This window comes from Methylonatrum kenyense, from assembly GCF_023195885.1.
GTDB classification, from domain to species: Bacteria; Pseudomonadota; Gammaproteobacteria; order Nitrococcales; family Aquisalimonadaceae; genus Methylonatrum; species Methylonatrum kenyense.
In genome coordinates this window covers 215,547-242,359 of the sequence record NZ_JALPKO010000003.1, presented here as the reverse complement: position 1 = coordinate 242,359, position 26,813 = coordinate 215,547, and the positions used below count along the sequence as shown (strand labels likewise).

The 26,813-nt window shown below is 63.4% G+C and carries 23 protein-coding genes; 10 read left to right on the top strand and 13 right to left on the bottom strand.

Going from position 1 to position 26,813, the window contains the following annotated elements:
• Positions 1 to 7: 7 nt before the first annotated feature.
• From M0534_RS05240 to M0534_RS05230, 3 genes are all read right to left on the bottom strand, one after another.
• Positions 8 to 856 (bottom strand): hypothetical protein, encoded by an 849-nt coding sequence (locus M0534_RS05240; RefSeq protein WP_248567357.1) that lies wholly within the window; start codon positions 854 to 856, stop codon positions 8 to 10.
• A gap of 84 nt (positions 857 to 940) precedes the next feature.
• Entirely contained in the window at positions 941 to 1,672 is a 732-nt protein-coding gene (locus M0534_RS05235; protein ID WP_248567356.1) for a hypothetical protein, read from the bottom strand.
• Positions 1,673 to 1,988: 316 nt separating this feature from the next.
• Positions 1,989 to 2,393: an SDR family NAD(P)-dependent oxidoreductase gene (locus M0534_RS05230; protein ID WP_248567355.1), complete on the bottom strand. Its 405-nt coding sequence runs from the start codon at positions 2,391 to 2,393 to the stop codon at positions 1,989 to 1,991.
• 94 nt (positions 2,394 to 2,487) lie between these two features.
• Between M0534_RS05230 and M0534_RS05225 the strand changes: the two genes are divergently transcribed.
• Complete coding sequence (locus M0534_RS05225) at positions 2,488 to 3,114, top strand: hypothetical protein (protein WP_248567354.1); 627 nt, start codon at positions 2,488 to 2,490, stop codon at positions 3,112 to 3,114.
• 3 nt (positions 3,115 to 3,117) lie between these two features.
• Here the strand turns inward: M0534_RS05225 and M0534_RS05220 are convergent, their stop codons facing one another.
• Positions 3,118 to 3,528 carry an HIT family protein gene (locus M0534_RS05220; protein WP_248567353.1) on the bottom strand — a complete coding sequence of 137 codons (411 nt, stop codon included), beginning with the start codon at positions 3,526 to 3,528 and terminating at the stop codon, positions 3,118 to 3,120.
• Positions 3,525 to 5,330: an ABCB family ABC transporter ATP-binding protein/permease gene (locus M0534_RS05215; RefSeq protein WP_248567352.1), complete on the bottom strand. Its 1,806-nt coding sequence runs from the start codon at positions 5,328 to 5,330 to the stop codon at positions 3,525 to 3,527. Before M0534_RS05215 ends, M0534_RS05220 begins: the two co-directional genes overlap by 4 nt.
• A 165-nt stretch (positions 5,331 to 5,495) precedes the next feature.
• Here M0534_RS05215 and ribA point away from each other — a divergent pair, with 165 nt between their 5' ends.
• Positions 5,496 to 6,647 carry a GTP cyclohydrolase II RibA gene (ribA, locus tag M0534_RS05210; protein ID WP_248567351.1) on the top strand — a complete coding sequence of 384 codons (1,152 nt, stop codon included), beginning with the start codon at positions 5,496 to 5,498 and terminating at the stop codon, positions 6,645 to 6,647.
• Positions 6,648 to 6,659: 12 nt separating this feature from the next.
• Here ribA and cobA read toward each other — a convergent pair whose 3' ends face one another.
• Complete coding sequence (gene cobA / locus M0534_RS05205; protein ID WP_248567350.1) at positions 6,660 to 7,757, bottom strand: uroporphyrinogen-III C-methyltransferase; 1,098 nt, start codon at positions 7,755 to 7,757, stop codon at positions 6,660 to 6,662.
• Between the two features lie 128 nt (positions 7,758 to 7,885).
• Here cobA and cysB point away from each other — a divergent pair, with 128 nt between their 5' ends.
• Complete coding sequence (gene cysB / locus M0534_RS05200; RefSeq protein ID WP_248567349.1) at positions 7,886 to 8,866, top strand: HTH-type transcriptional regulator CysB; 981 nt, start codon at positions 7,886 to 7,888, stop codon at positions 8,864 to 8,866.
• A gap of 21 nt (positions 8,867 to 8,887) precedes the next feature.
• On the opposite strand, the gene serS is transcribed toward cysB, so the two are convergent.
• The 4 genes from serS to M0534_RS05180 all read right to left on the bottom strand — a co-directional run bounded on the left by serS (position 8,888) and on the right by M0534_RS05180 (position 14,648).
• Positions 8,888 to 10,165: a serine--tRNA ligase gene (gene serS, locus M0534_RS05195; RefSeq protein WP_248567348.1), complete on the bottom strand. Its 1,278-nt coding sequence runs from the start codon at positions 10,163 to 10,165 to the stop codon at positions 8,888 to 8,890.
• Between the two features lie 143 nt (positions 10,166 to 10,308).
• Positions 10,309 to 11,649 (bottom strand): replication-associated recombination protein A, encoded by a 1,341-nt coding sequence (locus M0534_RS05190; RefSeq protein WP_428348359.1) that lies wholly within the window; start codon positions 11,647 to 11,649, stop codon positions 10,309 to 10,311.
• A 4-nt stretch (positions 11,650 to 11,653) separates the two neighbouring features.
• Positions 11,654 to 12,265 carry an outer membrane lipoprotein periplasmic chaperone LolA gene (gene lolA, locus M0534_RS05185; RefSeq protein WP_248567347.1) on the bottom strand — a complete coding sequence of 204 codons (612 nt, stop codon included), beginning with the start codon at positions 12,263 to 12,265 and terminating at the stop codon, positions 11,654 to 11,656.
• A gap of 67 nt (positions 12,266 to 12,332) precedes the next feature.
• Positions 12,333 to 14,648: a DNA translocase FtsK gene (locus M0534_RS05180; protein WP_345894701.1), complete on the bottom strand. Its 2,316-nt coding sequence runs from the start codon at positions 14,646 to 14,648 to the stop codon at positions 12,333 to 12,335.
• Positions 14,649 to 15,248: 600 nt separating this feature from the next.
• Between M0534_RS05180 and M0534_RS05175 the strand changes: the two genes are divergently transcribed.
• The 4 genes from M0534_RS05175 to infA all read left to right on the top strand — a co-directional run bounded on the left by M0534_RS05175 (position 15,249) and on the right by infA (position 18,209).
• Entirely contained in the window at positions 15,249 to 16,427 is a 1,179-nt protein-coding gene (locus M0534_RS05175) for a GNAT family N-acetyltransferase (protein ID WP_248567346.1), read from the top strand.
• Between the two features lie 17 nt (positions 16,428 to 16,444).
• Positions 16,445 to 17,143: a leucyl/phenylalanyl-tRNA--protein transferase gene (gene aat, locus M0534_RS05170; protein WP_248567345.1), complete on the top strand. Its 699-nt coding sequence runs from the start codon at positions 16,445 to 16,447 to the stop codon at positions 17,141 to 17,143.
• A complete protein-coding gene (locus M0534_RS05165; RefSeq protein ID WP_248567344.1) occupies positions 17,140 to 17,889 on the top strand; it encodes an arginyltransferase in 750 nt (249 codons plus the stop codon). Before aat ends, M0534_RS05165 begins: the two co-directional genes overlap by 4 nt.
• Positions 17,890 to 17,990: 101 nt before the next feature.
• Entirely contained in the window at positions 17,991 to 18,209 is a 219-nt protein-coding gene (gene infA / locus M0534_RS05160) for a translation initiation factor IF-1 (RefSeq protein ID WP_248567343.1), read from the top strand.
• A 44-nt stretch (positions 18,210 to 18,253) separates the two neighbouring features.
• On the opposite strand, the gene clpA is transcribed toward infA, so the two are convergent.
• The 3 genes from clpA to aceA all read right to left on the bottom strand — a co-directional run bounded on the left by clpA (position 18,254) and on the right by aceA (position 22,567).
• Positions 18,254 to 20,527 carry an ATP-dependent Clp protease ATP-binding subunit ClpA gene (gene clpA, locus M0534_RS05155; RefSeq protein ID WP_248567342.1) on the bottom strand — a complete coding sequence of 758 codons (2,274 nt, stop codon included), beginning with the start codon at positions 20,525 to 20,527 and terminating at the stop codon, positions 18,254 to 18,256.
• Between the two features lie 183 nt (positions 20,528 to 20,710).
• Positions 20,711 to 21,031 (bottom strand): ATP-dependent Clp protease adapter ClpS, encoded by a 321-nt coding sequence (gene clpS, locus M0534_RS05150; RefSeq protein ID WP_248567341.1) that lies wholly within the window; start codon positions 21,029 to 21,031, stop codon positions 20,711 to 20,713.
• A 261-nt stretch (positions 21,032 to 21,292) separates the two neighbouring features.
• A complete protein-coding gene (gene aceA / locus M0534_RS05145) occupies positions 21,293 to 22,567 on the bottom strand; it encodes an isocitrate lyase (RefSeq protein ID WP_248567340.1) in 1,275 nt (424 codons plus the stop codon).
• Between the two features lie 594 nt (positions 22,568 to 23,161).
• On the opposite strand from aceA, the gene M0534_RS05140 reads away from it, so the two are divergent.
• The 3 genes from M0534_RS05140 (at position 23,162) to hflD (ending at position 26,020) form a co-directional block, all read left to right on the top strand.
• The gene (locus M0534_RS05140; protein ID WP_248567339.1) at positions 23,162 to 24,181 is read left to right on the top strand and encodes a LysR family transcriptional regulator; all 1,020 of its coding nucleotides are present in this window, start codon (positions 23,162 to 23,164) and stop codon (positions 24,179 to 24,181) included.
• A gap of 61 nt (positions 24,182 to 24,242) precedes the next feature.
• A complete protein-coding gene (gene mnmA, locus M0534_RS05135) occupies positions 24,243 to 25,379 on the top strand; it encodes a tRNA 2-thiouridine(34) synthase MnmA (RefSeq protein ID WP_248567338.1) in 1,137 nt (378 codons plus the stop codon).
• The gene (hflD, locus tag M0534_RS05130) at positions 25,376 to 26,020 is read left to right on the top strand and encodes a high frequency lysogenization protein HflD (RefSeq protein ID WP_248567337.1); all 645 of its coding nucleotides are present in this window, start codon (positions 25,376 to 25,378) and stop codon (positions 26,018 to 26,020) included. Before mnmA ends, hflD begins: the two co-directional genes overlap by 4 nt.
• Positions 26,021 to 26,813: the final 793 nt, after the last annotated feature.

Sequence of the window (26,813 nt, the reverse complement as noted above, 5' to 3'; positions counted from 1 at the left end):
AGGGATTTTACGTGGCAACGATATCACCCTTAGATAAAGGGAAACGTGCATCATTTTCTGGAAAATCAGCAATGAAGAAGAACCTTTTTCTGAGTTTATCAAAGTGCTGATCTTCAGATGCAAGGCCTTTATTTACTTGCTGACTGGCCCATGCTACACCACGTCTCTTCACATCGGGGTTTTTCATCACCTCAGAAACGAGGCGTTCTATCCTTTCTTTCTTCCCTTTCCCGACACAGTGACTTTTATGGTAGGCTCGGTAAGCCCTTGAAAATAGTCCAGCAGCGCTTAAAAAATGATAGGTTCGGTCTTGATGCTCTACCCCTTCATTAAGGATATCTATGGCTTTATCACCATCGAGGTCTGAAAAGAAGGACTCATAAAACCGACCAAAATTATCCTGAATATGCCCAGCAGTTACTTCGACCTCTGGACCAATTATTGCCCAGAAAGGAGCTGCATCTAGCTTTGTAGATACTTTTATTAGATGGGCACCGTTACAGGCTGCAATTACAATCATCAGATTTAGCTTAGTCCCTCGGTTAATCTCAATAAGGATCTCTCTGATTTCATCCCATTCAACCAGTTCTCCGCTAGCAGTTCCCAAGCGGTCTTCACACCCATGGCACTCAAAGTGGATCATTGGATATATTCCGCTCAAAGCCTCATTTCGTATTTTTTCTAATACGTCAAACAGCTCGGGCTTAGTTATTGGCTCAGCGAATTCGACGACAAGGTCTTGCTGGACCTGCTTAGCCTTGTCCAGCTGATTGTCGAAGAGATTTTTCCCAGTTCTAAGCTCACCTGATGGTAAAGATTCTATAACCCACAGCTTATTGAAAATATTTCCGGACATGACGATTCCATTTATCCCTAACGTTTGCAATGAGCGGCCTCGCGCGGCTTGTGCGCGAGGTCCGCTCGATTGATTGGTTGGGAGTCATGTGTGCGGCCACCGCAACTGAATTTTTCCCTCTGAGCCACCGGCAACTTGAACTCGAAAAGATGCGGGGCGGTAATGAAGTGCGGCGGCTCCTATTGGCGGTGGCAGGAGCCCTGGCGCGAGCGTATCAACTGAAGGAGGAGCGTGCCCGGGATAGAGGCTGAGGAATATGAACTGCCCTCTGAGACCAAACACGAACCCTCCGATCTGTCCATCACGATGAATTGGTACGATCGAAATCTCGCTGGTGCGGTGTTTATACTGAGTTGCAGGGAAAAGAAAGTAGGCACCCATCTTTGCGCAGAGGATCTCGTCTCCAAACGCTACTGCGAGCATGTACGGGCTCGGCCATCCCGGTTTGGAGTTACTCATGCCATAGCCGATGTGAAGGTTGCCGCCAACGCTGAGGTTCACGGCGGTTTTCACGAGCCACCGCTCCAAGAGAATGCCATTCAAGAGAAACTCACTGCCGCCTGCCTCAAAGGCATCAATCGCTTGCTTAGAGGCAGCATCTGCGTCTGAAAGGTCGTTGTTGTGCTTCTCGCATAGGAACCTTCTTTGAAGAGAGTTGATGCCAACGCACTTCTCTTCGCCCATGCACCAATCGAAGCCAGACACGTGAACAGTCTGATCGTGAAACAGACACTTCGAAAGCAGATGCTCTTTCGACATGCCGCGATCACAGTCAGCACGATAGCGCGCCCAGCAGCGTGAATGGTCAGAGTTCATGACACCCAACAGTGATTAGACCGCGTTCCCCGATATTGCATATTCGTGACCTCTCGATAACTCCGCGGTCCTGATGTCACCTTAATATCAACATGGTTCGTAAAACCAAGAACTTACACCATGGTTCGCACTGGGGCCACGTAATCGCTTGACCTCTCGTTTTCATGATTTAAATGTAACTGTACAAAATTACAGTATCGAGTATGGGCTAGGGCGCGACCTAAAGAGGCAGCGGCCCTGGCGCCGCGGGTAGGGCATGGATACTGCGGGCTGAGGAATCGCAGGGCGGGAGGTTGCCAGGACAGGTAACTCCCCGCTACCAAGGAATCTCCTGCCCATCCCAGGCGTAAAAGTGACCGCTATGTTCCGGCCCAAGGGTGTCGATCACCGCCAGCAGTTGGTCGACAGTGCGCGAGACCGGAAACAGCTTGTGTTCAGGAACACGTTGCTGAAAGGGTTCGGACAGGCCGGTGTCGGTGGTTCCGGGGTGTAGGGCGACGCAGACCAGTTTCCTGGCCCGGCGTCCGAGTTCGACGGCGATGCCGCGGGTGAACATGTTCTGTGCGGCCTTGGCGCCGCGGTAGGCATACCAGCCACCCAGGTGATTGTCGCCGATGCTCCCGACCCGGACCGAGATGTTTGCGAGGACAGCGTGTTCGCGGTGGGTCAGCAATGGCGCCAGCGCGTGGAACCCCTCCGGAAAACGCTCCATTGCGATCATGCGGTACAGTGCTCCGGTCGCTATTGAGAGATTTCCGGCAGCCGTGCGAGGCAATGGTTCATTGCGCGGTTGACCATCCACCTGGAGACCACCCATGCCCCGGCTTCGCCCTGCCCCGCTGATCCTGTTCCTGTGCCTGCTGCTGGTCGGCACCGCCGTGCAGGCGGGCGATCCGAGTGCTGCGCTGGACCGGGCGCTGGAACGTGGTGAGCGCGAGCATCGGTTGTGGAAAGCAGGCTGGGGCGCGTTCTACACCGGCGCACTTGGCTACAGCCTGTATCAAAGCAGCGAGGCCAGCCGCAGCGCCGATCGCTTCGATTCCCGTGTTGGTGCCGCCAAATCGGCAATGGCACTGGCAGCGGTCGTGGGTACCGAAGGCCCGTACGGCCAGGCCCGGAGTCGGCTTGCCGGGGGTGACGAGCCCGCGGCGGTCGCCCGTCAGGCCCGTGCCGCCGAGGATCACGCGCGGCATCCGATGCAGTTGCTGCCGGGGGTGGCACTGAACCTGGTCGGTGGGCTGGCCATTGCACTGGGTGATAATCGTGCCGACGACGGCGCGATCAGCTTCGCCACCGGCATGGTCAGCACCACGCTGCAGTGGGCAACGCGTCCGCGAACCGTGAATCGGGCCTCGGAACGCGGCGAACTGGGCGGCCTGTCCTCGGTTCGGGTGGCACCGCTTCCGGGCGGCGGCATGGTCGGCGTCGAGCGTCGCTGGTAGACCTCAATCGCCGGTGAGCGCCTGCGCCAGTTCCAAGCGAAGCTTTGCGAGCTCCGGCTCGCTCCAGTCCGGACCCTCGGGTAACTGGCCCCAGACCACACCGGGCCAGCAGGCATCGCCGGTCCGCCGCCCGGTCACGTGCAGGTGCAATTGCGGCACGATGTTGCCGATGGCGGCGATATTCACACGCTCCGAGCCATGCTCCGCCCGGATGAAACGCGCGAGCTGGTCCGACAGCGATTCAACGGTGCGGCGCAGTTCCGGTTTCAGGCGGTCCAGCTCCGACACCGTGGTTTCCGGAACGATGATGTACCAGGGAATCAGTGCGTTCCGGCGCAGCAGGATGTGGCAGGCGTGCAAGTCCAGCATCGGGTGGAAATCCGCCGCCAACTGCTGGTGAACCTGAAACGTCATTCCGATGCTCCGTCCCGGTCGGCGCTGGACGACTGCTGCTGCCGTTGCCAGAGCGCCGCATAGGAGCCGTCGGCGGCCAGCAGTGCGGTGTGCCGGCCCGACTCCACCACCCTGCCGTGGTCCAGCACGACAATCCGGTCGGCATCCATGATGGTCGACAGCCGGTGCGCAATCACCAGGGTGGTGCGTCGCGCCGCTACCGCGTTCAGCGCCTCAAGAATCGCCTGCTCCGAGGCTGAATCCAGCGACGAAGTGGCCTCGTCGAAGATAAGGATCGGCGGATCCTTGAGCAGCATGCGGGCAATGGCGATGCGCTGTTTCTCGCCGCCCGAAACCTTCAGGCCGCGTTCGCCGACAACGGTCTCGAAGCCATCCGGCAGTCGATGGATGAAGTCACTGAGCTGGGCCAGGCGCGCGGCCTCACGCACCTCGTCATTGCTGGCCCCGGGCCGGCCGTAGGCGATGTTGTAGTGGATGCTGTCGTTAAACAGCACAGTGTCCTGCGGCACCACGCCAATGGCGGCGCGCAGGCTCTGCTGGGTCAGGTCGCGGATGTCCTGGCCATCGATCAGGATGCGACCGCCGGTGACGTCGTAGAAGCGGAACAGCAGCCGTGCCAGGGTCGACTTGCCGGCGCCGCTGGCGCCCACCACCGCCACCTTCTCGCCGGGCTCGATTGTGAAGCTCACGCCGTGCAGGATCTGGCGGTCCGGCTTGTAGCCGAAGTCCACATTGTCGAATTCCACACGCGGCCAGTGGCAGCGCAGTTCGCGCGCATGCGGTGCATCCTCGACCCGGGCCGGCTGCTCCAACAGGCCGAACATGCGCTCGATGTTGATCAGCGCCTCGCGGATCTCCCGGTAGACGAAGCCGAGGAAGTTCAGCGGCATGAAGAGCTGGATCATGTAGGCATTGATCATCACCAGGTCGCCCAGCGACATGTCGCCGGACACCACCTGGGAGGCGGCCATGATCATCAGCACCGTGACCGCGGCGGCGATGATGAAGGCCTGGCCGGAATTGAGCGCCGCCAGCGACAGGCGGTTCTTCATTCGCGCCGCCTCCCAGGCTTCCAGGTCGCGATCGTAGCGTTCCGCCTCGAAGCCCTCGTTGCCGAAATACTTCACGGTCTCAAAGTTCAGCAGGCTGTCGACGGCGCGGGTGTTGGAGCGGTTGTCCATGGTGTTGGCCTCGCGCACGAAGCGCGTACGCCATTCGGTCACCCAGACCGAAAACGCGATGTACACCACCACGGCGCCGATCACCGTCAGCACGAAACCGGGGCTGAAGGCGATGAACAGCACTACGGCGACCATGCCGATCTCGAGCAGGGTCGGCAGGATGTTGAACACCATGAAGCGCAGCAGGAAGCTGATGCCATTGGTGCCGCGTTCGATATCTCGCGCCAGGCCGCCGGTGCGGCGGGACAGGTGAAAGTTGAGATCCAGCCGGTGCAGATGCTCGAACACCCGCAACGAGACCCGCCGCATGGCCCGCTCGGCGACCCGGGCGAACACCGCGTCGCGCAACTCACCGAAGAATGTGGAACTGAATCGCAGCAGGCCGTAGCCGAGCAACAGTGCCAGCGGGATGGTCAGCAGCGCCTCCGGGGTCTCGTCCAGGTAGTCGACGATGTACTTCAGCGACAGCGGCACCAGCACCGTGGCCAGTTTGGCGATGGTCAGGAAGGCGAACGCCAGCATCACCCGGCCGCGAAACTCCTTCAGGTACGGCAGCAGGCTGAGGACCACCCGCCAGTTGGGGCGGACACCGGGTTCGCTGATGAAGCTGCTTGGGCGCAAGGCGGGCACCGTGATCAAAGGCTGGCGGCGCGAGGCGATTTGCCGCACACAATGGTATTCTTGCCGCCGGCATCATACCGAGCCACACGCCCGGACTGAAAGCGACACCGCAACACGGACCGGCAGCGGCACGGAATCAGCAGTCTCGAGACGAACCGGAACCTCATGCAGCAGGCAGAACGCGCAATCTTCGACCTACGCCGTGGACACCCGGTGTTCCTCCAGGAAACCGCCGCCGACGGCGCCGTGATCGCCGCCGTGGAAACCATGACGGACGTGCAGGCCGAAGAGCTGCGGGAGCTCGGCGGCGGACCATTGCGGCTGGTTCTCAGCGCCCGCCGGGCGGAAGCGCTTGGCCTGCCGCCGGTGGACCCCGATGCACCGGCCGTCTGCGTGGAACTGCCGGAGACAGTGACCGCCGAGCAGATCCTCGCGCTGGTCTGTGGCGAGGACATCATGCCGCCGGAGGAACTCGGCCACATGAACGTGTCGGACGCGGCCGGCCTGGAGACCGTCGCCGTGGACCTGACGCGCAGCGCCCGGCTGCTGCCGGCGGTGCTCGCGGTGCGCGCGCGTACGGACAGTGAAGCACCGTTGGCCGAACAGCTGCGGTCGCAGTCGGTCCTGACGGTTCCGTTGCGTGAGGCGCAACGGCTGATCAGCACGCCACGGCTGCGAATGAGCTGGATCAGCACCGCCGAGGTGCCGCTGGAGGATGCCGGGCATACCCGTTTCGTGCTGTTCCGCGAAAGCAACGGCATGCTGGAGCACGTGGCAATCCTGATCGGTCACCAGGACCAGTGGCCGGACCCGGTGCCGGTCCGGGTGCATTCCGCCTGCCTGACCGGCGACCTGTTCGGCAGCCTGCGCTGCGACTGTGGGGAGCAACTGCGCCGCAGTGTGCGCATGATCCGCGAGGCTGGCGGCGGTGTGCTGCTGTACATGGCCCAGGAAGGCCGCGGTATCGGCCTGGCCAACAAGCTGCGGGCCTACACGCTGCAAAGTAGCGGCCTGGACACCGTGGATGCCGATCGCGTACTCGGCTTCCGCGACGATGAACGGCGCTACGACAGCGCCGTGTTCATGCTGCAGGAACTCGGGGTCGACCGGATCGCCCTGTTCACCAACAACCCCGAGAAGGTCCGCGCGCTGGAAACCGGCGGCATCCAGGTATTGGAACGGCGTGCCATGCACGGCCGCGTGCATGACCATAACCGCGGGTATCTGCGCACCAAGGCGGCCCGCGCCGGGCACATGCTGGAAGACCTGCTGGATGAAACAGACCGCGACGAGGAACCGCCGGGTCGCAGCTCCTAGGAGCAGCGCAATTCAGCCGAAGCCGCGGCCGTCCGGCCGACCCTGAAACCACTCCAGCCGGGATCGCAGTGTCACCACGCTGCCAACAATCAAAAGCGTCGGCGCATGCACCTCCTGTTGCGCGACCTTTTGCGGCAGATCGCTGACCGTGCCGACAATCACCTGCTGCCGCTCGGTCGTGCCCTGCTCCACCAGCGCTGCGGGCATCTGCGGATCCATGCCGTGTTCCAGCATCCCGGCACACAGGGCCGGCAGAGTATGCAGGCCCATGTAGCAGACGACGGTCTGGCCGGCCCGAACCAGGGCCGGAAAATCCACCTCGACACCGCCTTCCCGCCGGTGGCCGGTGACGAAAATGCAGGACTGGGCATGATCCCGGTGGGTCAGCGGAATGCCGGCATAGGCGGCGCAGCCGCTGGCCGCGGTGATGCCAGGCACCACCTGGAACCGAATGCCCCATTCCAGCAGGCGGTCCAGTTCCTCGCCGCCGCGGCCGAAGATAAAGGGATCCCCGCCCTTGAGGCGCGCAACCCGCCGCCCCTGCCGCGCCAGGTCGCGCAGCAGGCCATTGATCTCCTCCTGGGGCACCGGGTGCCGGTCACGCTGCTTGCCGACATTGATTCGCTCGCAGTGCGGCGGGATCAGGGCGAGAATCGCCGGCGCCACCAGCCGGTCATACAGCACCACATCAGCCGCCTGTAGCAGTCGCAGGGCGCGGCGCGTCAGCAGTTCCGGATCGCCGGGACCGGCACCGATCAGGTAGACCTCACCCTCGGTCGAGGCCCGGGGTTCCGCACCGTTTTCCGGCAGTTGATCAGCTTCCACGGGTGGCAGCTGCAGCGTCGATTCGGCCTCACAGCCCGCGCCGTAACGCAATCGGATGCCATGCCGCTGCGCCCACTGCAGCGCCCGCGCGTTCACCGCCGGATCGGGATCCACGGCCAGCAGGAGGACCACGTCCTCGGTGGCGGCGTCGGCAAGGCGAGCGACCGTTCGGCAAGGCATGCCCGCTACCCGCATGGCCGCCATCCGGGCCTCCGCTTCCGGGCCGCTGCCGTACACAAGGCAGGCCCCTGCCTCCGGCCTCAGCTCCAGTGGTAATCCGCTCACACGCCCCCCTCATTGTCCGGCACGGCCCGGTGTAGCCAGCCACGGCTTGACCACGAGCCTGCCATAGCGGTTATGCTCAATGGTTATATAGGGTCAACTTAGCCGCAAGCCGGAATCAGGGCCGCACCATGAAACTCAATCAGTTGCGTTACATCTGTGAAGTCGCACGCCGCGACCTGAATGTCTCTGCCGCCGCCGAGGCCCTGTTCACCTCGCAGCCCGGGGTCAGCAAGCAGATCCGGCTACTGGAAAGCGAACTGGGTGTGCAGATCTTCGAGCGCAGCGGCAAGCATCTGACCCAGGTGACCCCCGCCGGCAAGGAAATCCTGCCGGTGGCCGAGCGTGTGCTCGGCGACATCCGCAATATCACCAGTATCGCCGAAGAACACGTGGACGAGTCCCGCGGCAGCCTGTCCATCGCCACCACCCACACCCAGGCGCGGCACGCGCTGCCCCATGTGGTGAAAACCTTCCGTGAGCGCTACCCCAACGTCAGCCTGCACATGCATCAGGGGACGCCGATGCAGATTTCCGACCTGGCCGCCCGGGGTACCGTGGATTTCGCCATCGCCACCGAGGCCATCGAACTGTTCGAAGACCTGGTGATGCTGCCCTGCTACCGCTGGAACCGCAGTGTCGTCGTACCCCACGACCACCCGCTGGCGCAGGAATCACCGCTGACACTGAAGAGTCTGGCGGCCTATCCGCTGGTCACCTATGTGTTCGGCTTCACTGGCCGGTCCAAGCTGGACAAGGCCTATCGCGAGCAGGGGCTGGAGCCGGAGGTGGTGTTCACGGCCACGGATTCCGAGGTGATCAAGACCTACGTACAACTGGGCCTCGGCGTCGGCATCATCGCCAGCATGGCGTTCGATCCGGTGCGGGACCCGGGCCTGACCGCGATCGACGCCAGCCACCTGTTCGATCCCAGCATCACCAATATCGGCTTTCGCCGCGGCGCCTATCTGCGCGGCTACATGCGGGATTTCATCCAGCTGTTCGCGCCGCACATCACCGAGGAGACCATCGAGCGGGGTATTGCGGCACGCAGCCGCGAGGAACGCGCCGCCCTGGTCGCCGATCTGGAACCCTTGCTCGGCGAGCACTGATTCCGTCCCCGCGCAGGACGGTTACCCGGCCTTGATCCGCTCCGTTCCACCCATGTAGCCACGCAGCACCTCCGGTACGCGGATGCTGCCGTCGGCCTCCTGGTAATTCTCCATCACCGCGATCAGGCAGCGGCCGACGGCCAGGCCGGAGCCGTTCAGCGTGTGCAGCAGTTCCGGCTTGCCGGTTTCCGGGTTGCGCCAGCGGGCCTGCATGCGCCGCGCCTGGAAATCCCGGCAGTTGCTGCAGGAGGAAATTTCCCGGTAGCGCTGCTGGCCCGGCAGCCAGACCTCCAGGTCATAGGTCGAGGCTGCGGCAAAGCCCATGTCGCCGGTGCACAGGTGCAGGACCCGGTACGGCAGCTCGAGTTGCTGCAGGATCACCTCGGCGTGGCCGGTGAGCTGCTCCAGGGCCTCGGCGGAATTCTCGGGCCGCACCAGTTGCACCAGCTCCACCTTCTCGAACTGGTGCTGGCGGATCATGCCGCGCACGTCCTTGCCGTAGGAACCGGCCTCGGCACGGAAGGCCGGGCTGTGGCAGACCATCTTCTGCGGTAGGGACTCCGCTTCCAGAATCTGCCCGCGGGCCAGGTTGGTCACCGGAACCTCCGCGGTGGGAATCAGGAAAAAGTCGGGATCTCCGGCGATCTCGAACAGATCGTCGCCGAACTTCGGCAACTGGCCGGTGCCCTGCATGGCCGCGCTGTTGACCAGGAACGGCACGTTGACCTCGGTGTAGCCGTGCTGCTGCACATGCCAGTCGATCATGAACTGGCCCAGCGCCCGATGCAGGCGGGCAAGCTGGCCGCGCATGACCACGAAACGCGAGCCGGCCAGCAGGCTGCCGGCCTCGAAATCCAGGCCGCCACCCTCGCCCAGCTCGATATGGTCACGGGCACGGAAGTCCAATTCCGCCGGCGTGCCCCAGTGCCGCAAGGTGAGGTTGTCCTCCTCGCTCTCGCCCTCGGGCACGTTCGGGTCCGGCAGGTTCGGCATCTGCAGATGCCAGTCGGACAGCTCGGCCTGAATCGCATCGAGCTCCGCCTTGGCGCCGTCGAGCTTCTCGCCCAGATCGGCCACCGCCGCAAGCAGCGGCTGGATATCCTCGCCGGCGGCCTTGGCCTTGCCGATGGACTTCGAGCGCGTGTTGCGTTCGTTCTGCAGGTCCTGGACCACGATCTGCAGCTCGCGGCGGCGCTCGTCCTGCCGACGGTAGCGCGCCACATCCAGCTCATAACCACGTGTATCCAGGGCCTTGGCGACGGTTTCCGGGTCGCTACGGAGCAGTCTCGGATCGAGCATGAAACGACATTCCCTTGTTCAGCACGGCGTGGACAGCCTGCGCAGGCGTGCGAATGAATCGGTGTTTGCCGAAGGATGGCGATTGTAACCGCTGCGGCCGGACAGGATAAGGCGGGATCGGGAGGGTGACCCCGGTCGCGGTATCACGGCTGCCGCTCGTCCTCCTGCCGGTCCAGCGTGGCACGGTAGTCCAGCATCTCGCGGAAACGCTTTTCCTGGCCGAAATCGCTGGGCTGGTAGAACACCTGTTGCGGCACACCGTCGGGCCAGCAATCGTGGGCGCTGCCGGCCGGATAGGCGTTCGGCTCGCTGTGCGCATAACGATAACCCTGGCCGTGACCAAGCTCCTTCATCAGCGACGTCGGCGCGTTGCGCAGATACGGCGGCACCGTTCCGTGCGGATGCTTTCGGACCGCGGCGCTGGCCGCCTTCCAGGCCTGATCGATGGCATTGCTCTTGGGTGCGATGGCGAGGTGAATGGCGGCATGGGCGATGGCCCGTTCTCCCTCGTACTGGCCAAGCCGCAGATAGGCATCCCAGGCGGCGATGACCAGCGGCAGCGCCCGGGGATCGGCGTTGCCCACGTCTTCAGAGGCAATCGCGGTCAAGCGCCGGATGACATCCAGCGGATCACCGCCACCACTGATGAAGCGCGCGATGTAATACAGCGAGGCATCCACCCGCGAGGAGCGAATCGACTTGTGGATTGCCGACAGCAGGTCGTAGTACGCGTCGCCGGACTTGTCCATCGCGCCGCCGACATGACCGATGACCTCGTCCACCGCCGCCTGCGACAGCACGTCCCGGTCGCCGTCCGACTCGGCGAAATCACTGGCCGTCTCCAGCAGTCCCAGGGCCCGGCGGGCGTCGCCACCGGACACCCGGGCCAGTCGCGCCAGGGTCTCGTCGTCCACCTGGATCCGGCGCGCGCCCAAGCCGCGCTCGCTGTCGGTCAGCGCACGGCGCAGGATCTCGACCATTGCCGCCTCGTCCAGCGGCTTCAGCACATACACCCGCAGCCGTGACAGCAACGCGGAATTGAGTTCGAAGGAGATGTTCTCGGTGCTGGCGCCGAGCAGGGTCAGCAGGCCGGACTCCACATGCGGCAGCAGTGCATCCTGCTGGGATTTGTTGAAGCGGTGGATTTCGTCCAGGAACAGGACGGTGCGTTGACCAAGTCGCTTTGCCTCCTCGGCGTCGGCCGCCACCTTGCGGATATCCTTGACCCCGGCGGAAACCGCCGACAACTGGACCAGCCGCGCATCCACCGCGCGGGCCAGGATCTCCGCCAGTGTGGTCTTGCCGACACCGGGCGGCCCCCACAGCACCAGCGAGCGCACCGCGCCGGCCTCGACCATGCGCCGCAGCGGCTTGCCCGGGCCGAGTACCGCTTCCTGTCCGACATAGTCGTCCAGTGTGCGCGGGCGCATGCGCGCCGCCAGCGGCTGCTGGGCCGCTTCAGCCTGGCCTTGGAACAGATCCACGCGGCTACTCCGAGGGCTCGCCAATCAGGTCCGCATCGTCCGGCACCTGGTAGTCGAACAGCTCGCTTGAAAGCTCAGGATTTTTCTCCACCTCACTGAGTTCCAGCCGGTTTTCCTGACCCATGCCGTCCTTGACCACGACGGTTTCCGGCACGCCGTCGACGAAACGCAGGCGCACGCCGGTGACTTCCCAGCCCTCGTCCCGCGGCGTCAGGGTTACCCAGTCGCCATCGCTGCCGATCTCGAACTGGGACTCCAGGTCCTCCAGCTCGCCGCTGAGCATCAGGGCCGGGCCGCTGCCCAGAACCTCCTCCAGCGGACGCACGGTGACCTGGAACAGGTCCGCGTCGTGCACCCAGAGATCACGGCCATCGGCCACGATGTCCTGCTCGTAGGGTGCCTCGTACTCCCAGCGGAAGCGGTTCGGCCGCTGGATGTACATCGCACCCTCGGTGCGTTCCACCAGCTCCCCTCGGTCATCCACGGTTTCCTGAATGAAACGGCCCGAGAGGCTCTGTACCTCGGTGTAATAGGCTTCAAGTTGCGCCCGGTTGTCGGCCTGTGCCGAGACCGTGGCCAGCGTCAGAACAACGAACAGCATGATGATTTTCTTCAAGAGATCCTCCATACGCATGGCAGGCGATTCGCCTAGCGTCAGGGGTCGAGGGTTAACCGGACCTGAATCAGTCCTTCGGCGGCGGTGGCGCGATGACCTCGCGGCCACCATTGCCCTGTAAGGGTCCGACGATGCCGGCCGCTTCCATCTCCTCGACCAGCCGGGCCGCCCGGTTATAGCCGATCTTCAGCCGGCGCTGGACGCCGGAAATAGAGGCGCGGCGGGTCTCGGTGACGATCCGGACCGCCTGATCATACAGCGGATCGGATTCATCTCCGCCGCCGGCGGACTCGCCCGGTAGGCCCGGAATCGGCGTGGTCTCGGCCGATTCCTCCAGCAGACCATCGACATAATCCGGCTGCCCCGTCTGCTGCAGATGCTCGACCACCTTGTGCACATCACCGTCGGACACGAAGGCGCCGTGCACGCGCACCGGCAGCCCGGACCCGGGCGGCAGATAGAGCATGTCGCCGTGGCCCAGCAGGGCCTCGGCACCCTGCTGGTCGAGAATGGTTCGCGAATCGACCTTGGACGAGACCTGGAAGGCGATGCGGGTCGGGATGTTGGCCTTGATCAGGCCGGTAATGACATCCACCGACGGCCGCTGCGTGGCCAGGATCAGGTGCAGGCCGGCGGCCCGGGCCTTCTGCGCCAGCCGCGCGATCAGCTCTTCCACCTTCTTGCCGACGATCATCATCATGTCGGCGAACTCGTCGACCACCACGACGATGTACGGCAAGGGCTCAAGCAGCGGCGCCTCGTCGGCCGTGGCCTCGCCATCCGGCGCCGTCCAGAGGGGGTCCTGCAGCGGCTGGCCGGCGGCGGCCGCTTCGCGCACCTTGCGGTTGAAACCGGAGATGTTGCGCACGCCCATGGCCGCCATCAGCCGATAGCGGCGTTCCATCTCGCCGACACACCAGCGCAGCGCGTTGGCCGCCTCCTTCATGTCGGTAACCACCGGCGCCAGCAGATGCGGAATACCATCGTAGATGGACAGCTCCAGCATCTTCGGGTCGATCATGATCAGCCGCACATCGTCCGGCTGATTCTTGTACAACAGGCTCAGGATCATGGCGTTGACGCCCACCGACTTGCCGGAGCCGGTGGTGCCGGCAACCAACAGGTGCGGCATCTTCGCCAGATCCACCACCACCGGCGCGCCGCCAATGTCCTTGCCCAGGGCCATGGACAGGGCGGAACTCGCCTTGTCCCAGTTCTCCGAGCGCACGATCTCGCTGAAGGCGATGATCTGCCGGTTCTCGTTGGGAATCTCCAGGCCGATGACGGACTTGCCGGGAATGACTTCGACAACGCGCACGCTGATCACCGACAATGCACGGGCAAGATCCTTGGCCAGATTGGAAATCTGGCTGACCTTGACCCCAGCCGCGGGCTGCGCTTCGAAACGCGTGATCACCGGACCGGGCTGGACCGCAACCACTTCGATCTCGACACCGAAATCCGCCAGCTTGAGCTCCAGCTGCCGGGACATCGCCTCCAGCGCTTCACGGGAATACGAGGCCTGCTGCGGCGGTGGCGGGTCCAGCAGGCTCACCGGCGGCAGGCCGTCGGCGCTGGGGCCCCGGTCGAACAACGGGATCTGCTTTTCCTTGGCAACCCGGGAACTCGCCTTGAGCGCCGGCTGATTGGCCTCGATCTGGGGTGCCTTGCGGGTCTTGCGTGCCGCCGCGTCCCTGGCGCGGGTCTCGGCCCGGCCGCGGGCCGCACGCCGGCCCTCGCGGCGATCGCGCAGCCGCAGCGCGAGCTCGTACAATTTGGCGGCACCCAGCAAACAGAACTTGCCCACCATGTCCATCAGCGCCAGCCAGGACAGTCCGGTGAACAGCGTGACACTGGCCAGAAACACCGCCAGCAGCAGCAGTGTCGCGCCAAGGAAGTTGAACAGCGCGGTGACGCCGTTGCTGATCAGTTCGCCAAGCAGGCCGCCGGAATGCAGCGGCACGGTGCCCGCCACCGGTTCCACATGCATGGCGGCGAGGGCCGCACCAGACAGCACGGTGAACAGGAAACCCGTGGCCCGGAAACCGAAGGTACCCCAGTGAAACGCGTTATCCCGGCGCTGCCAGCGCCAGGCCAGGGCACCGGAAAAGGCGACCATGACCGGAAACAGGAAGGCGATATAGCCGAACAGGAACAGGAACACATCGGCGAACCAGGCGCCGGCGACACCGCCGACGTTCTGCACCGGGCCGCTGTCACCGCTATAGGTCCACCCGGGATCCGCCGGCGAATAGGTGGCGAGCGCGGCGAACAGATACAAGGCAAGAGCAAGCAGCAGGAACAGCGAACCCTCGCGCAGGCCGCGCGCCACATGATTGCCCAGAAGCGATGGGAATTTCTGCTTGGTGTCAGGACCTGCCACGCCGGACTGTTAACCTCAATTATGAAATGTCTAACCTAAGTCATTATATTGCCGTAGAACATAACGCAAGTGAAGCGCCAACTCAGGGGCGCAGTATAGCCCTCCGGACCGGCTTGCCGATAGCATGGGGTTTGGCCGTCGGATTGTTCTCCGGTGCAGCGGTCGACCTGTCGACGACGGAGCATTCCGGCCGCGAGGATGTCGTTTAAGGAAACGCTGGTTAATTCGCACGCGTGCGTAAGCGTCCGCATTTTTCTCCGAGGCACGGCGCGCTGAACACGACGCGCAGGGTGCATTAAGCGCAGCGAATGCACGCGGTGTCAGGCATCCCGGTGCAGCAGGGCCTCCCAGCAGAAGTTAGGCAACGGGAAACCCGGGCAGACCGGCCGGCCAAGCCAATTCGATAACGGATCACACCGCGCGGGTCCGCTACGCTTGACCCGCCCTACGCATCCGGCCAGAAGCAAGTTGCCTTGGGGTAGTGGGGCTACCGAACCGGCACCGCGCCTTGCCAGATGACCAAAAGCGGTCTCGGGCGCAGACGCGGGAATAAACCAGCGTTTCCTCAACCGAGCGCACACGCTTCCTGGATTCCACGACATGCAGATTGAGATTACCGGCCGGATCGACAGCATTGCCGCAGCCGACTGGGATGCGCTGGCCCTCGATGACAATCCGTTCCTGCGACACGCCTTCCTGCAGGCCCTGGAACAGACCGGTTGCGTCGGTGGCGGAACCGGCTGGCATCCGAACCATTTCCTGCTGCGCGACGACAACGGCGCCCTGCTCGGCGCCATGCCGGCCTACCTGAAGACCCACTCGCGGGGCGAGTTCGTATTCGACTGGGGCTGGGCGGAGGCCTTTGCCCGCGCCGGCGGCCGCTACTATCCGAAACTGGTGATCGCCGTTCCGTTCACGCCGGCGACCGGCCCGCGTGTACTGGCCGGCGGTGAAATCGATCGACCCCTGGCAATCCGGGCGCTGACCGAGGCCGCCAGGGATTTCTGCCAGCATCAGGGCCTGTCATCCATGCACTGCCTGTTCTGCGAGGAAGGCGAGGCCGAAGAGCAGCAGGCGCAGGGACTGCTCCGTCGCCTGGGCTGCCAGTTTCACTGGACCAATCCGGGCTACCGGGATTTCGAGGAGTTTCTTGTGACCTTTTCCAGCAAGAAGCGCAAGAATGTAAAACGGGAACGGCGGCTGGCACGCGAGCAGGCCACCGATTTCCGGATCCTGCGCGGTGACCAGGTCAGCGCCGGACACTGGCAGCAGTTCCACCGCTATTACAGCGACACCTTTCATCTGTATGGCAACCTGCCGCCGCTGAACCTCGATTTCCTGCATGCCGTCAGCGAGTCGATGGGTGAGCAGGTGCTGATGGCCCAGGCGCTGGATGCGGATGGACTGCTCGCCGGCGCCCTGCTGTTCCGCAGCGACTCGACGCTCTACGGGCGCTACTGGGGCTGCCGGGAGGAAAGGCAGGGCGTGCATTTCGAGACCTGCTTCTACCAGGGCATCGATTACTGCATACGCCACGGTCTGCGGCGGTTCGAGCCCGGCGCCCAGGGCGAGCACAAGATCGCACGCGGTTTCCTGCCCACGGCGACCCATTCCTGCCACTGGCTCGAGCACCCCGGCCTGCGGGCGGCCGTCGCCGATTTCCTGGATCGCGAGACGCCACTGGTACGCCGCTACATGGCCACCATGGACGGCCATGCACCGTTCCGGGATACTTCCAGCAAGGTTGTCGAACCGGCAATGCGGGCCATTTCGCGATGATTATGCAATATCCCGGCATGCGACCCGCGTTTCTGGACGGCCGCCCGGAAGACTGGTTTCCGCCGGCCGAGCAGGCGCTGGACGATCCCGACGGTCTGCTGGCAATCGGCGGCTCGCTATCCCGGCACCGCCTGCTGGCAGCCTATCGCCGCGGCATCTTCCCCTGGTACAGCGATGGCCAGCCGTTGTTGTGGTGGACGCCGAATCCGCGCGCAGTGCTTTTCCCGGAACGATTGCACGTCTCCAGGAGCTTGCGGAAACGGCTGCGAAACGGCGGCTTCCGGGTCACCTGGGATACCGACTTCGCTGCGGTGATCGATGCCTGTGCCGCACCACGTGCGGGTGAACCGGGCACCTGGATCACCTCGGCAATGCGGGCGGCCTACCTGGATCTGCACCACACCGGCGTTGCCCACAGCGTCGAGGTCTGGAGGGACCAGACCCTGGTCGGCGGACTCTATGGTGTGCTGCTTGGCACCGTGTTCTTCGGCGAATCGATGTTCAGCCACGAGCGGGACGCCTCGAAGGTCGCACTGGCCTGGCTGGTGCGCACCCTGCTGCCGCGCGGGTTGCGCCTGATCGACTGCCAGGTTCCATCCGACCACCTGCGTCGGCTTGGTGCCGAGGAAATCCCGCGCCCGGATTTCCAGCGCCTGCTGGAACAGGCACAGGCCGAGGAGCTTGCATCAATAGCAGTCGGAGGGCCGCCGGGATGAGCGGGGATGCCTCGCGGGACCAGCAGCTGCTCTGGCTGTATTCCACCGGCGAGCACGAGTGCTCCTATCTGCCGGACCGCAGGGCTCGGACGGTGTTTGTCGATCCACGGCACCAGCTGACAGCCACCCAGTACGGCACCCTTGCCCGCCAGGGCATGCGCCGCAGCGGCAGCTACGTGTACCAGCCGAACTGTGCGGCCTGTCAGGCCTGCAAGAGCCTGCGGGTCGATGCCATGGCGTTCCGCCCCAACCGCAGCCAGCGTCGTTGCCTGCGGCGCAATGATGACCTGCGAATCGTCAGTCGGCCGCCGGCGTTCAATGAGCGGCATTTCCAGCTTTATCTCGACTATGTCGATCAACGGCATCCGGGCAGCAGCATGGCAGATGCGGACCGGCGGCGTTACATGGAGTTCCTGGTCGCGGACTGGTCGCAGACCCGTTTCAATGAGATCCGCCGGGGTGATGAACTTCTCGGCGTGGCGGTCACCGACTATCTCCCGGACGGACTGTCGGCCGTCTACACCTTTTTCGATCCACAGGAGGGAGCCCGCAGCCTGGGCACCTGGGCGATTCTCTGGCAGATCAGTGAAGCCCGCGCCGCCGGGCTGGCGCACGTCTATCTCGGCTACTGGATCGCGGAAAGCCCACGGATGCGCTACAAGACGGCCTTCCGGCCCTGCGAAATCCACAGCGGCGGACGCTGGCAGGTCTACAATCCAGCGCCGAACGGGGCTGCGGAAGACTGAGCGCCACGGGCCTTTTCTGCTAAACTACCGCGTTTTCCGCTGGGGGCATGCTGCCGCCACCGGTCCGATTGCTATTGCAAAGCCAAGGAGACGATTGCCGAATGGCTCGAGAAGACCACATCAAGATGAACGGCAAGGTTGTGGATACGCTGCCGAATACGATGTTTCGGGTGGAACTGGAAAACGGTCATGTGGTGACCGCCCATATTTCCGGCAAGATGCGCAAGCATTACATCCGCATTCTCACCGGTGACACGGTCACCGTGGAATTGACCCCGTACGATCTGAGCAAGGGTCGCATCACCTACCGGGCGCGCTGAACCACACGGACTCACCGCGCCCAGACCTTGCCTGCCAGTCAGAGTCAGGTGACCGCTTCCGGTTCCTCGCGGAAGCTGAAGGTCAGTTCCCCGTCCTTGACGCGCACGACGACCTCGCCGCCCTGCGCGAGCCTGCCGAACAGTAGTTCTTCGGCCAGTGGCTTGCGCACCGACTCCTGCAGCACCCGGGCCATCGGCCGCGCGCCCATCTTCGGATCATGGCCGCGGTCGGCCAGCCAATCACGCGCTTCTTCGTCGAAGCGCAGGGTGACGTTCTTTTCCATCAGCTGCATGGTCAGTTCGTCGATGAACTTGTCGACCACGCGGCGCACGGTGGCGGTATCCAGGCCATCGAACTGAATGATCGCATCCAGCCGGTTACGGAATTCCGGCGAGAATCCCTTGCGGATCGCTTCCATACCGTCGGTGGCATGGTCCTGGTTGCGGAAACCGATCGACGGCCGGCTCATTTCCTCGGCACCGGCGTTGGTGGTCATGACCAGGATGACGTTGCGGAAATCCGCCTTGCGACCATTGTTATCGGTCAGCGTGCCGTGATCCATCACCTGCAACAGCAGGTTGAACACATCCGGATGTGCCTTCTCGATCTCGTCCAGCAGCACCACCGAATACGGGTGCTTGATCACTTCCTCGGTCAGCAGCCCACCCTGATCGAAGCCGACATAACCGGGCGGCGCCCCGATCAGGCGCGACACGGTGTGCCGTTCCATGTATTCCGACATGTCGAAGCGGATCAATTCGACGCCAAGGTGCATGGCCAGCTGCCGGGTGACTTCGGTCTTGCCGACACCGGTCGGCCCGGCGAACAGGAACGACCCCGTGGGCTTGTTGGGTACCGCCAGACCGGCCCGTGACATCTTGATGGTCGATGCCAGCGTGGCGATCGCCTTGTCCTGACCGTAGATCAGCGCGCCAAGGTCCCGTTCCAGCGTCTCCAGCACCTTCATGTCGGAGCTGGACACCCGCTTCGGCGGGATCCGCGCCATGCTGGAGACCACCGTTTCGATGTCGGCCACGCCGATGGTCTTCTTCTGCTTCGACGGCGGCAGCAGCTTGAGCCGGGCACCGGCCTCGTCGATCACGTCAATCGCCTTGTCCGGCAACCGACGGTCGGTGATGTGCTTGCCCGCCAGTTCGGCCGCCGCACGCAGGGCCGGAGCCGTGTACTTGACGCCGTGATGCGACTCGAACCGGCTCTTCAGGCCACGGAGGATCTGCACCGTGTCCTCGATGCTGGGTTCCGGCACGTCGATCTTCTGGAAACGACGTGCCAGCGCGCGGTCCTTTTCGAAAATGCCGCGGTATTCCTGGTAGGTGGTCGAGCCGATGCACTTGAGTTCGCCATTGGCGAGCATCGGCTTGATCAGATTGCTGGCATCCATGACCCCGCCGGAGGCCGAGCCCGCACCGATGATGGTGTGAATTTCATCGATGAACAGGATTGCCCCCTGGGTCTTCTGCAACTGCTTGAGCAGACCCTTGAGCCGCTTCTCGAAATCACCGCGGTACTTGGTGCCGGCCACCAGGGCGCCCAGATCCAGCGCGTAAATCGTGCTGCTGCGAAGCACCTCGGGCACATCACCGTCCACGATCTGCTTGGCCAGACCCTCGGCAATGGCGGTCTTGCCGACACCGGCCTCTCCCACGTAGAGCGCGTTGTTCTTGCGCCGGCGGCAAAGCACCTGGATGGTCCGGTCGACCTCGGCACGGCGGCCGATCAGCGGATCGATCCGGCCACGCCGGGCACGCTCGTTCAGGTTCGTGGCAAACTGCTCCAGCGGCGACTTGCCGGCCCCGGATTCCTCGCTATCGTCCTCGCCCTCCTGGGCACCGCCCACCGAGTTGCCCGGCTCCTCGTCGCCGGACACCTTCGAGATGCCGTGGCTGACGTAGTTGACGACGTCCAGACGGGTGATGCTCTGCTTGTGCAGGAAGTAGACCGACTGGGATTCCTGCTCGCTGAAGATCGCCACCAGCACATTGGCACCGGTCACTTCCTTGATGCCGGCCGACTGCACATGCAGGATCGCGCGCTGCAAAACCCGCTGGAAACCGAGTGTCGGCTGCGTCTCGCGGCTGTCATCCGGTGGCAGCAGGGGCGTGGTTTCATCCAGGAAGGTTTCCAGATCCTTTTTCAGCCGCTCGAGATCCGCGCCGCAGGCCTTGAGTACGCCCACGGCGGTCGGATTATCGGTCAGTGCGAGCAGCAGGTGCTCCACCGTGAGGAATTCATGCCGCTTCTCCCGCGCCTCCTTGAAGGCCAGGTTCAGCGTAAATTCCAATTCCTTGCTCAGCATGCACTGGTACCTCGGTTGCCTGCGGACCGGACTGACGCGTCGTTGTGAACGCCCCCCACGGGTTCATTCTGGCAAGTGACATCATGCCCCACCGTGAACCTCACTTGTCCTTCCATCGGACTGGTCACCGGAGCCGGTGGTTCCAACCGGAAAGCCCCGATTTCGGCATTCCTGCCCGAAGCCTTACGCTTCCTCCATGGTACAGAGCAAAGGATGCTGCTGCTGCCGCGCATGACTGTTCACCTGTTCCACCTTCGTTTCGGCCACATCGCGGCTGAAAACCCCGCAAACACCGCTACCACGTGTGTGCACCTGCAACATGACCTGTGTGGCCTGCGACCGGTCCATTGAGAAGTAAGTCTCCAGAATCTCGACCACAAACTCCATCGGTGTGTAGTCATCGTTCAACAACAACACCTTGAACAATGGTGGCCGCTTCGTTTTCGGCCTCGCCTCCTGTACGGCGAGGCCGTCATCATGCCGTTTGTCGTGATCCTGGCTCATTCGCTGCGTATCCGGGAAAGGCCACGAAATAACCGGCTTTCGTGCCCTGAAGTTTAGGCGGGGGCCAGGCGTTCCGCATGGCCCGAGAGGCTATTTTAAGAGCGCACGCGGGCCGGATTCCAGCCCGACCCACCGAATCGGGAGGTCGGGGCGGTGGTCGCGACTTTCAAGCGATTGACGCCAATAAAAAACGCCCGCCCGGAATCCCGGGCGGGCGTTCGGCGCATGCGGACGGATCCGCGATGGCGCGGCGGGTCTACCTCAGAACTGCTCTTCTTCGGTGGAACCGGTCATCGCCGTGACCGAGGACTCGCCGCCCTGGATCACGTTGGTCAGGGCGTCGAAGTAGCCGGCACCGACTTCGCGCTGGTGACGCGTTGCGGTGTAGCCGTCCTTCTCGGACGCGAACTCGGCTTCCTGCAGTTCCGAGTACGCCGCCATCTGCCGTGCCTTGTAGCCCTTCGCCAGTGTGAACATGGAGTAGTTCAGCGCATGGAAGCCAGCCAGGGTGATGAACTGGAACTTGTAGCCCATCGCACCCAGCTCGTTCTGGTACTTCGCGATGGTGGCGTCGTCCAGGTTCTTCTTCCAGTTGAAGGACGGCGAGCAATTGTAAGCCAGCATCTGATCCGGGTATTCCTTGTGGATCGCGTCGGCAAACTTCTTCGCGAACTCGAGGTCCGGCTTGCCGGTCTCGCACCAGATCAGGTCGGCGTACGGCGCATAGGCAAGACCACGGGCAATGGCCTGATCGTCGCCGGCCTTGGTCCGATAGAAGCCTTCCGCAGTACGCTCGCCGGTCAGGAACGGATGGTCACGCTCGTCGATGTCGGAGGTCAACAGGTCGGCGGCCAGCGCGTCGGTACGGGCAACCAGGATGGTCGGCACGCCCATGGTGTCGGCGGCCAGACGCGCAGCGATCAGCTTCTGCACGGCTTCCTGGGTCGGCACCAGCACCTTGCCACCCATGTGGCCGCACTTCTTCACCGCGGCCAGCTGGTCCTCGAAATGCACGCCGGCGGCGCCCGCCTTGATCATGCCCTTCATCAATTCATAGGCATTCAGTACGCCGCCGAAGCCGGCCTCGGCGTCAGCCACGATCGGCTGCATCCAGTCGATATCGTGATTGCCTTCGGCATGGTTGATCTGGTCGGCCCGCAGCAGCGCGTTGTTGATCCGTTCGACCACGGCCGGAACCGAGTTGACCGGGTACAGCGACTGGTCCGGGTACATGGTGGACCCGGTATTGGCATCCGCCGCCACCTGCCAGCCGGACAGGTAGATGGCCTTGAGGCCGGCGCGGATCTGCTGCACTGCCTGGTTACCGGTCAGCGCGCCCAGCGCGTTGACGTAATCCATTTCGTGCATGTGCTTCCAGAGCTTTTCGGCACCCATGCGGGCCAGCGAGTATTCGATTTCGACCGAACCACGCAGACGCACCACCTCTTCGGCGGTGTAACCGCGCTCGACGCCTTTCCACCGGGGGTTTTCCGCCCAATCCTTCTTCAGCTGATCAATTGCCTGCTGATTGTTCATTGCCTGTTCTCCCGTTTCAGGCGACAACACGCCACCTGCCTGTTTGTCACGGCACCACGTACTGGGAACGGGATGCCGCAGGATTCCATGTTCCGCCCACCGTGGACGGAGCAAGACGAAGTGGGTGGTGAGCGCCGGCAGTACTGCCGGGCTGGGCCGCGACGGACCGATCCACGCGTTGTTACGCAGACCCGCTTGGTGAACCACCCTCTTGAGGCGGCTGACACCGATCGATTCGCCTTGGACCACGCATCGCCACTGCGATGCCACCCCTCCGCCAGGAATGCCTTCCGACGAGGACCGCTGCTGCGGAACGTCGGGACACCCACCGGCTTGGCAATGCTGTCAGTCCTGCGACCAAAGCCGAAAAGAGGACGAGCACCGACAGTTAATCGATGTGACAGCGTTGCCTGGGTCAAAAAGTCGTGACAGCCGAACGCCTGCGGCGCCCTGCTGTGACAAGGATCGGATTGTATTGCCGCGGCGCAGCATTTGACAATGGGGAGCGGTCAATCCTGATTATTGACTTTTTAATGTAATAGGCGATTCTCATCCGAGCCGCATAGCAAAAACCCGCACAAACAGGTGACCAGCATGGGCAACAGTGGCCGTTTGTATTATCGAAACAACCGGATCAAGCAGCTCCGTGCGTTCTGCTACACGTCTCAGTCGGGCAGCATCTCGCGCGCAGCCGAACGCCTCAAGCTAAGTCAACCTTCGGTCTCGCTGCAGATCCAGGCGCTGGAGCGCGAGATGGAGATCACGCTGTTCGAGCGCCGCGGGCCCAAGATCACGCTCACCCCGGATGGCAAGACACTGTACGAACTGGCGCTTCCCCTGGTGGAGGGCATCGATGCCCTGCCCGCCCGCTTCGCGGCCCGTAACGAACAGATGCAGAGCGGTCGGCTGGATATTGCCGCCGGCGAATCCAGCACCCTCTACCTGATCCCGGACCTGTTGCAGCAGTTCATGGGCCTTTATCCGGACAGCCCGGTGAAACTGCATAACCTGATTGGCGCGGAGATGCTCAACGCCCTGCGCCACGACGAAGTGGACTTCGCGATCGGCTCGATGCTGGACCTGCCCGACGACATCAATTATCGCCCGGTCTATTCCTTTGCCACCTCGCTGATCACCCCGACCGACCACCCGCTGGCCCAACGCGTTGCGATCACGCTGGACGACCTGGCCTCCGACGCGCTGATTCTGCCGCCGCGCCACCTCACTACCTGGCGCCTGGTGCACATGGTGCTGCAACAACACGATATCCCCTATCAGATCCGGCTGGAGGTGGGGGGCTGGGAGATCATGAAGGCGTACGTGGAGCGCGGCTTCGGCATCGGTATTGCCAGCAACATCTGCCTGACCGGACGCGAGAACCTGGCGGTGAAGCCACTTCCGGACGTCTTTCCCCGCCGAACCTACGGCGTGATGTGGCGTCGCGGCAAATACCTTTCGCAACCGGCCCGTCGCTTCATCGAGCTGATGAATCCGGATTTCTTCAGCGCGGCGGGCGACAGCCAGTTCGATCATAACCATGAACCCAGCGGCAACCAGGTTTTCGTGGCAGCCGGTGGTCGCCCCCGTGGGGTTCGCGGCGGCGATCCGACTTGAACGGGCCGGTGCACGCCCCGATTACCGAGAGCCAATAGGACCGCAAACGGGTTTACCCCTAATGTCGAATCCAGACCCTGCAAACACCTCCGTGATCGTCGGCCTGTCGGGTGGCGTCGACTCGGCAGTGACGGCCTTGCTGCTGCAGCAGCAGGGCTACCGGGTCGAAGGCCTGTTCATGCGTAACTGGGAAGATGACGACAGCGAAACGCATTGCACGGCGGAGGCGGACCTGGCTGATGCGGCGCAGGTCTGTGACACGCTGGATATCCCGCTGCATCAGGTGAATTTCGCGGCCCGCTACAAGCAGCAGGTTTTCGATGACTGCCTGCGCGAGTTCGCGGCCGGCCGCACGCCGAACCCCGACGTGCTATGCAATCGGGAAATCAAGTTCAACGCCTTTCTCGACCACGCGCTACGGCTTGGCGCCGACCTGGTAGCCACCGGCCACTACGCCCGGATCCGGCGCGGCCGCTTGGGCGCGGAGCTGCACCGGGGCGTGGATGCGGGCAAGGACCAGAGCTACTTTCTGCACCTGGTGCCGCAGGCAGCTCTCGAGCGCACGCTGTTTCCCCTCGGCGAGCTGGAAAAGTCCGAGGTCAGGTCCATGGCCGAGGACGCCGGTTTCGATAATTTCGAGAAGAAGGACAGCACCGGCATCTGCTTCATCGGCGAACGTGATTTCGCCGAGTTTCTCAGCCATTACCTGCAGGCGGATCCCGGCCCCATGGTCACCGTGGCCGGCGAGACAGTAGGCGAGCATCGTGGCCTGAGTTTCTACACCCTGGGGCAACGCCAGGGCCTGGGCATCGGTGGCCGCCCGGGCAGCAGCGGGCCCTGGTACGTGGTCGACAAGGACATCGCCGGCAACCGCCTGATCGTGGCCGAGGGTCATCAGCACCCGGCGCTGTTTGCCCCGGCACTGCGAACCGAGCCTGTGAGCTGGATCAACGGACCGCCGCCGGAAACACGGTTCGATTGCACGGCGCAGATCCGTTATCGGCAACCGGCCCAGGCCTGTACCGTCACGCAAGGCACGGATGGCTGCTGCCATGTTGCATTCACCAGTCCGCAGCGCGCGGTCACGCCGGGACAGTCAGTCGTGTTCTATCGCGACAGCCAGTGCCTCGGCGGCGGCATCATCAACGCGGCGGTTCGCAGGAACGAAACGGCAGAACAACAGGTGACAGGCGCATGAATCGCCAACTGGAACAACAGGTGCTGGCGTTGGCGGTCATGACCATGGCCCTGGCCGAGGTACGGCGCATTGCCAACACCGGACGTTACGACACGGACCAGGTCAGCAACTGCTATGCCGGGCTGCTGAACGCCTACGAGGGAGACCTGGAGCAGATCTACGGTGGCCTGGTGCCGCTCAAGCCCGGCCTGCAGGAATTGCGGACCCAGTTGTCCAACCCGCAGAACATGGACCAGACCCGCCTGCTGATCGGTGCGGTGACGATAGAGCGCAAACTGCTCAAGCGCCGGGACATGCTGCAGACCCTGGCACAGGGCCTCGACCTCGCCCGCAGCCAGGCGGAGCACTTCGGCACAACCCATGAAAACGTCACCGCCCGGCTGGGCGACCTCTACGCGGAGACAGTCAGCACGCTGAAGCCGCGCATCCTGGTACCCGGCAAGCGGGAATGGCTCGAGGACCCGCGAAACGCCCGCCTGATCCGCGCCCTGCTGCTGTCGGCCATCCGCGCCGCCACGTTCTGGCGCAACAACGGCGGCAGCCGGCTGAAGCTGATCTTCAGCCGCAACCGCCTGCTCGGCACCATCGACTCTCTGTTGGAACGCAGCGAACGGATGCCCGCGCAGGATTCTGATATCTGAACCCTTGCCTTTCGGGTCGGTACGTGAAGGTCCGATGGCGTCGGGGCCAGTGCAAGTTTTTTGCTGGCCTGACGTGCTGGGAGGAAACACTGAGCAATTCCCGCGCTCGCGTTGGGCTGACATTTTTTCCGAGGCAAGGCGCGCAGCGCCGTGCCGCAGTCGCTCTGCGGCCAAGCAGCGCAACGCCGCAATCGGGGAAAATGCCAGCCCAACCCGAAGGGCTCGGCCGATTTCGGCCCCTGGCTGTGTTGCGCCACCGGCCCGGTAGCCTAGAGCTACCGAACCGGCACCGCGCCTTGCCAGGTTGCCGAAATCGGACTCGAGCGCGAACGTGGGAATTGCTCAGTGTTTCCTCGGGCCCAACAGGGCCAGCAAAAAGCTTCCACTGTCCCTTCCAACCGGAAATGTTGTTGCTTCGTTGAAACCAGGATTAACTGGCTCGACGGTCGTGCCTGGGGAGCCATCGCGGAGAGCCGTTGAGTGCCGGGGGAGGAGAAGATTTTTGCCGGACCTGTTGAACCGAAAGTTCGTCAGGCCAGCAAAAAACTTGTCCTCACGCGGCACGGGGCCTGGAGCTGTTCCGACGCGGCCGGCTAGTACCACTCTCGGACCAGTTACGTTGCACTGCCGCAAAACGCCTCCTATCGTGTAGACTGGCGCGCGCTAAAAGGGAACGTTGTCTAGAAAGTCTGACGGAATATTTGCGCCGGACAGCCATTTTCGACGTTGCCGATCTAATCTATTCGGTACAGCCCGGACGGACTCGGAGTCCGCTTTGGCCGTTACCCGTTAA

Coding starts and splice junctions, on each gene's coding strand:
- M0534_RS05240 (WP_248567357.1), bottom strand. CDS start 856: ATGTCCGGAAATATTTTCAATAAGCTGTGGGTTATAGAATCTTTACCA.
- M0534_RS05235 (WP_248567356.1), bottom strand. CDS start 1,672: ATGAACTCTGACCATTCACGCTGCTGGGCGCGCTATCGTGCTGACTGT.
- M0534_RS05230 (WP_248567355.1), bottom strand. CDS start 2,393: ATGATCGCAATGGAGCGTTTTCCGGAGGGGTTCCACGCGCTGGCGCCA.
- M0534_RS05225 (WP_248567354.1), top strand. CDS start 2,488: ATGCCCCGGCTTCGCCCTGCCCCGCTGATCCTGTTCCTGTGCCTGCTG.
- M0534_RS05220 (WP_248567353.1), bottom strand. CDS start 3,528: ATGACGTTTCAGGTTCACCAGCAGTTGGCGGCGGATTTCCACCCGATG.
- ribA (WP_248567351.1), top strand. CDS start 5,496: ATGCAGCAGGCAGAACGCGCAATCTTCGACCTACGCCGTGGACACCCG.
- cysB (WP_248567349.1), top strand. CDS start 7,886: ATGAAACTCAATCAGTTGCGTTACATCTGTGAAGTCGCACGCCGCGAC.
- serS (WP_248567348.1), bottom strand. CDS start 10,165: ATGCTCGATCCGAGACTGCTCCGTAGCGACCCGGAAACCGTCGCCAAG.
- M0534_RS05175 (WP_248567346.1), top strand. CDS start 15,249: ATGCAGATTGAGATTACCGGCCGGATCGACAGCATTGCCGCAGCCGAC.
- aat (WP_248567345.1), top strand. CDS start 16,445: ATGCGACCCGCGTTTCTGGACGGCCGCCCGGAAGACTGGTTTCCGCCG.
- M0534_RS05165 (WP_248567344.1), top strand. CDS start 17,140: ATGAGCGGGGATGCCTCGCGGGACCAGCAGCTGCTCTGGCTGTATTCC.
- infA (WP_248567343.1), top strand. CDS start 17,991: ATGGCTCGAGAAGACCACATCAAGATGAACGGCAAGGTTGTGGATACG.
- clpA (WP_248567342.1), bottom strand. CDS start 20,527: ATGCTGAGCAAGGAATTGGAATTTACGCTGAACCTGGCCTTCAAGGAG.
- clpS (WP_248567341.1), bottom strand. CDS start 21,031: ATGAGCCAGGATCACGACAAACGGCATGATGACGGCCTCGCCGTACAG.
- aceA (WP_248567340.1), bottom strand. CDS start 22,567: ATGAACAATCAGCAGGCAATTGATCAGCTGAAGAAGGATTGGGCGGAA.
- M0534_RS05140 (WP_248567339.1), top strand. CDS start 23,162: ATGGGCAACAGTGGCCGTTTGTATTATCGAAACAACCGGATCAAGCAG.
- mnmA (WP_248567338.1), top strand. CDS start 24,243: ATGTCGAATCCAGACCCTGCAAACACCTCCGTGATCGTCGGCCTGTCG.
- hflD (WP_248567337.1), top strand. CDS start 25,376: ATGAATCGCCAACTGGAACAACAGGTGCTGGCGTTGGCGGTCATGACC.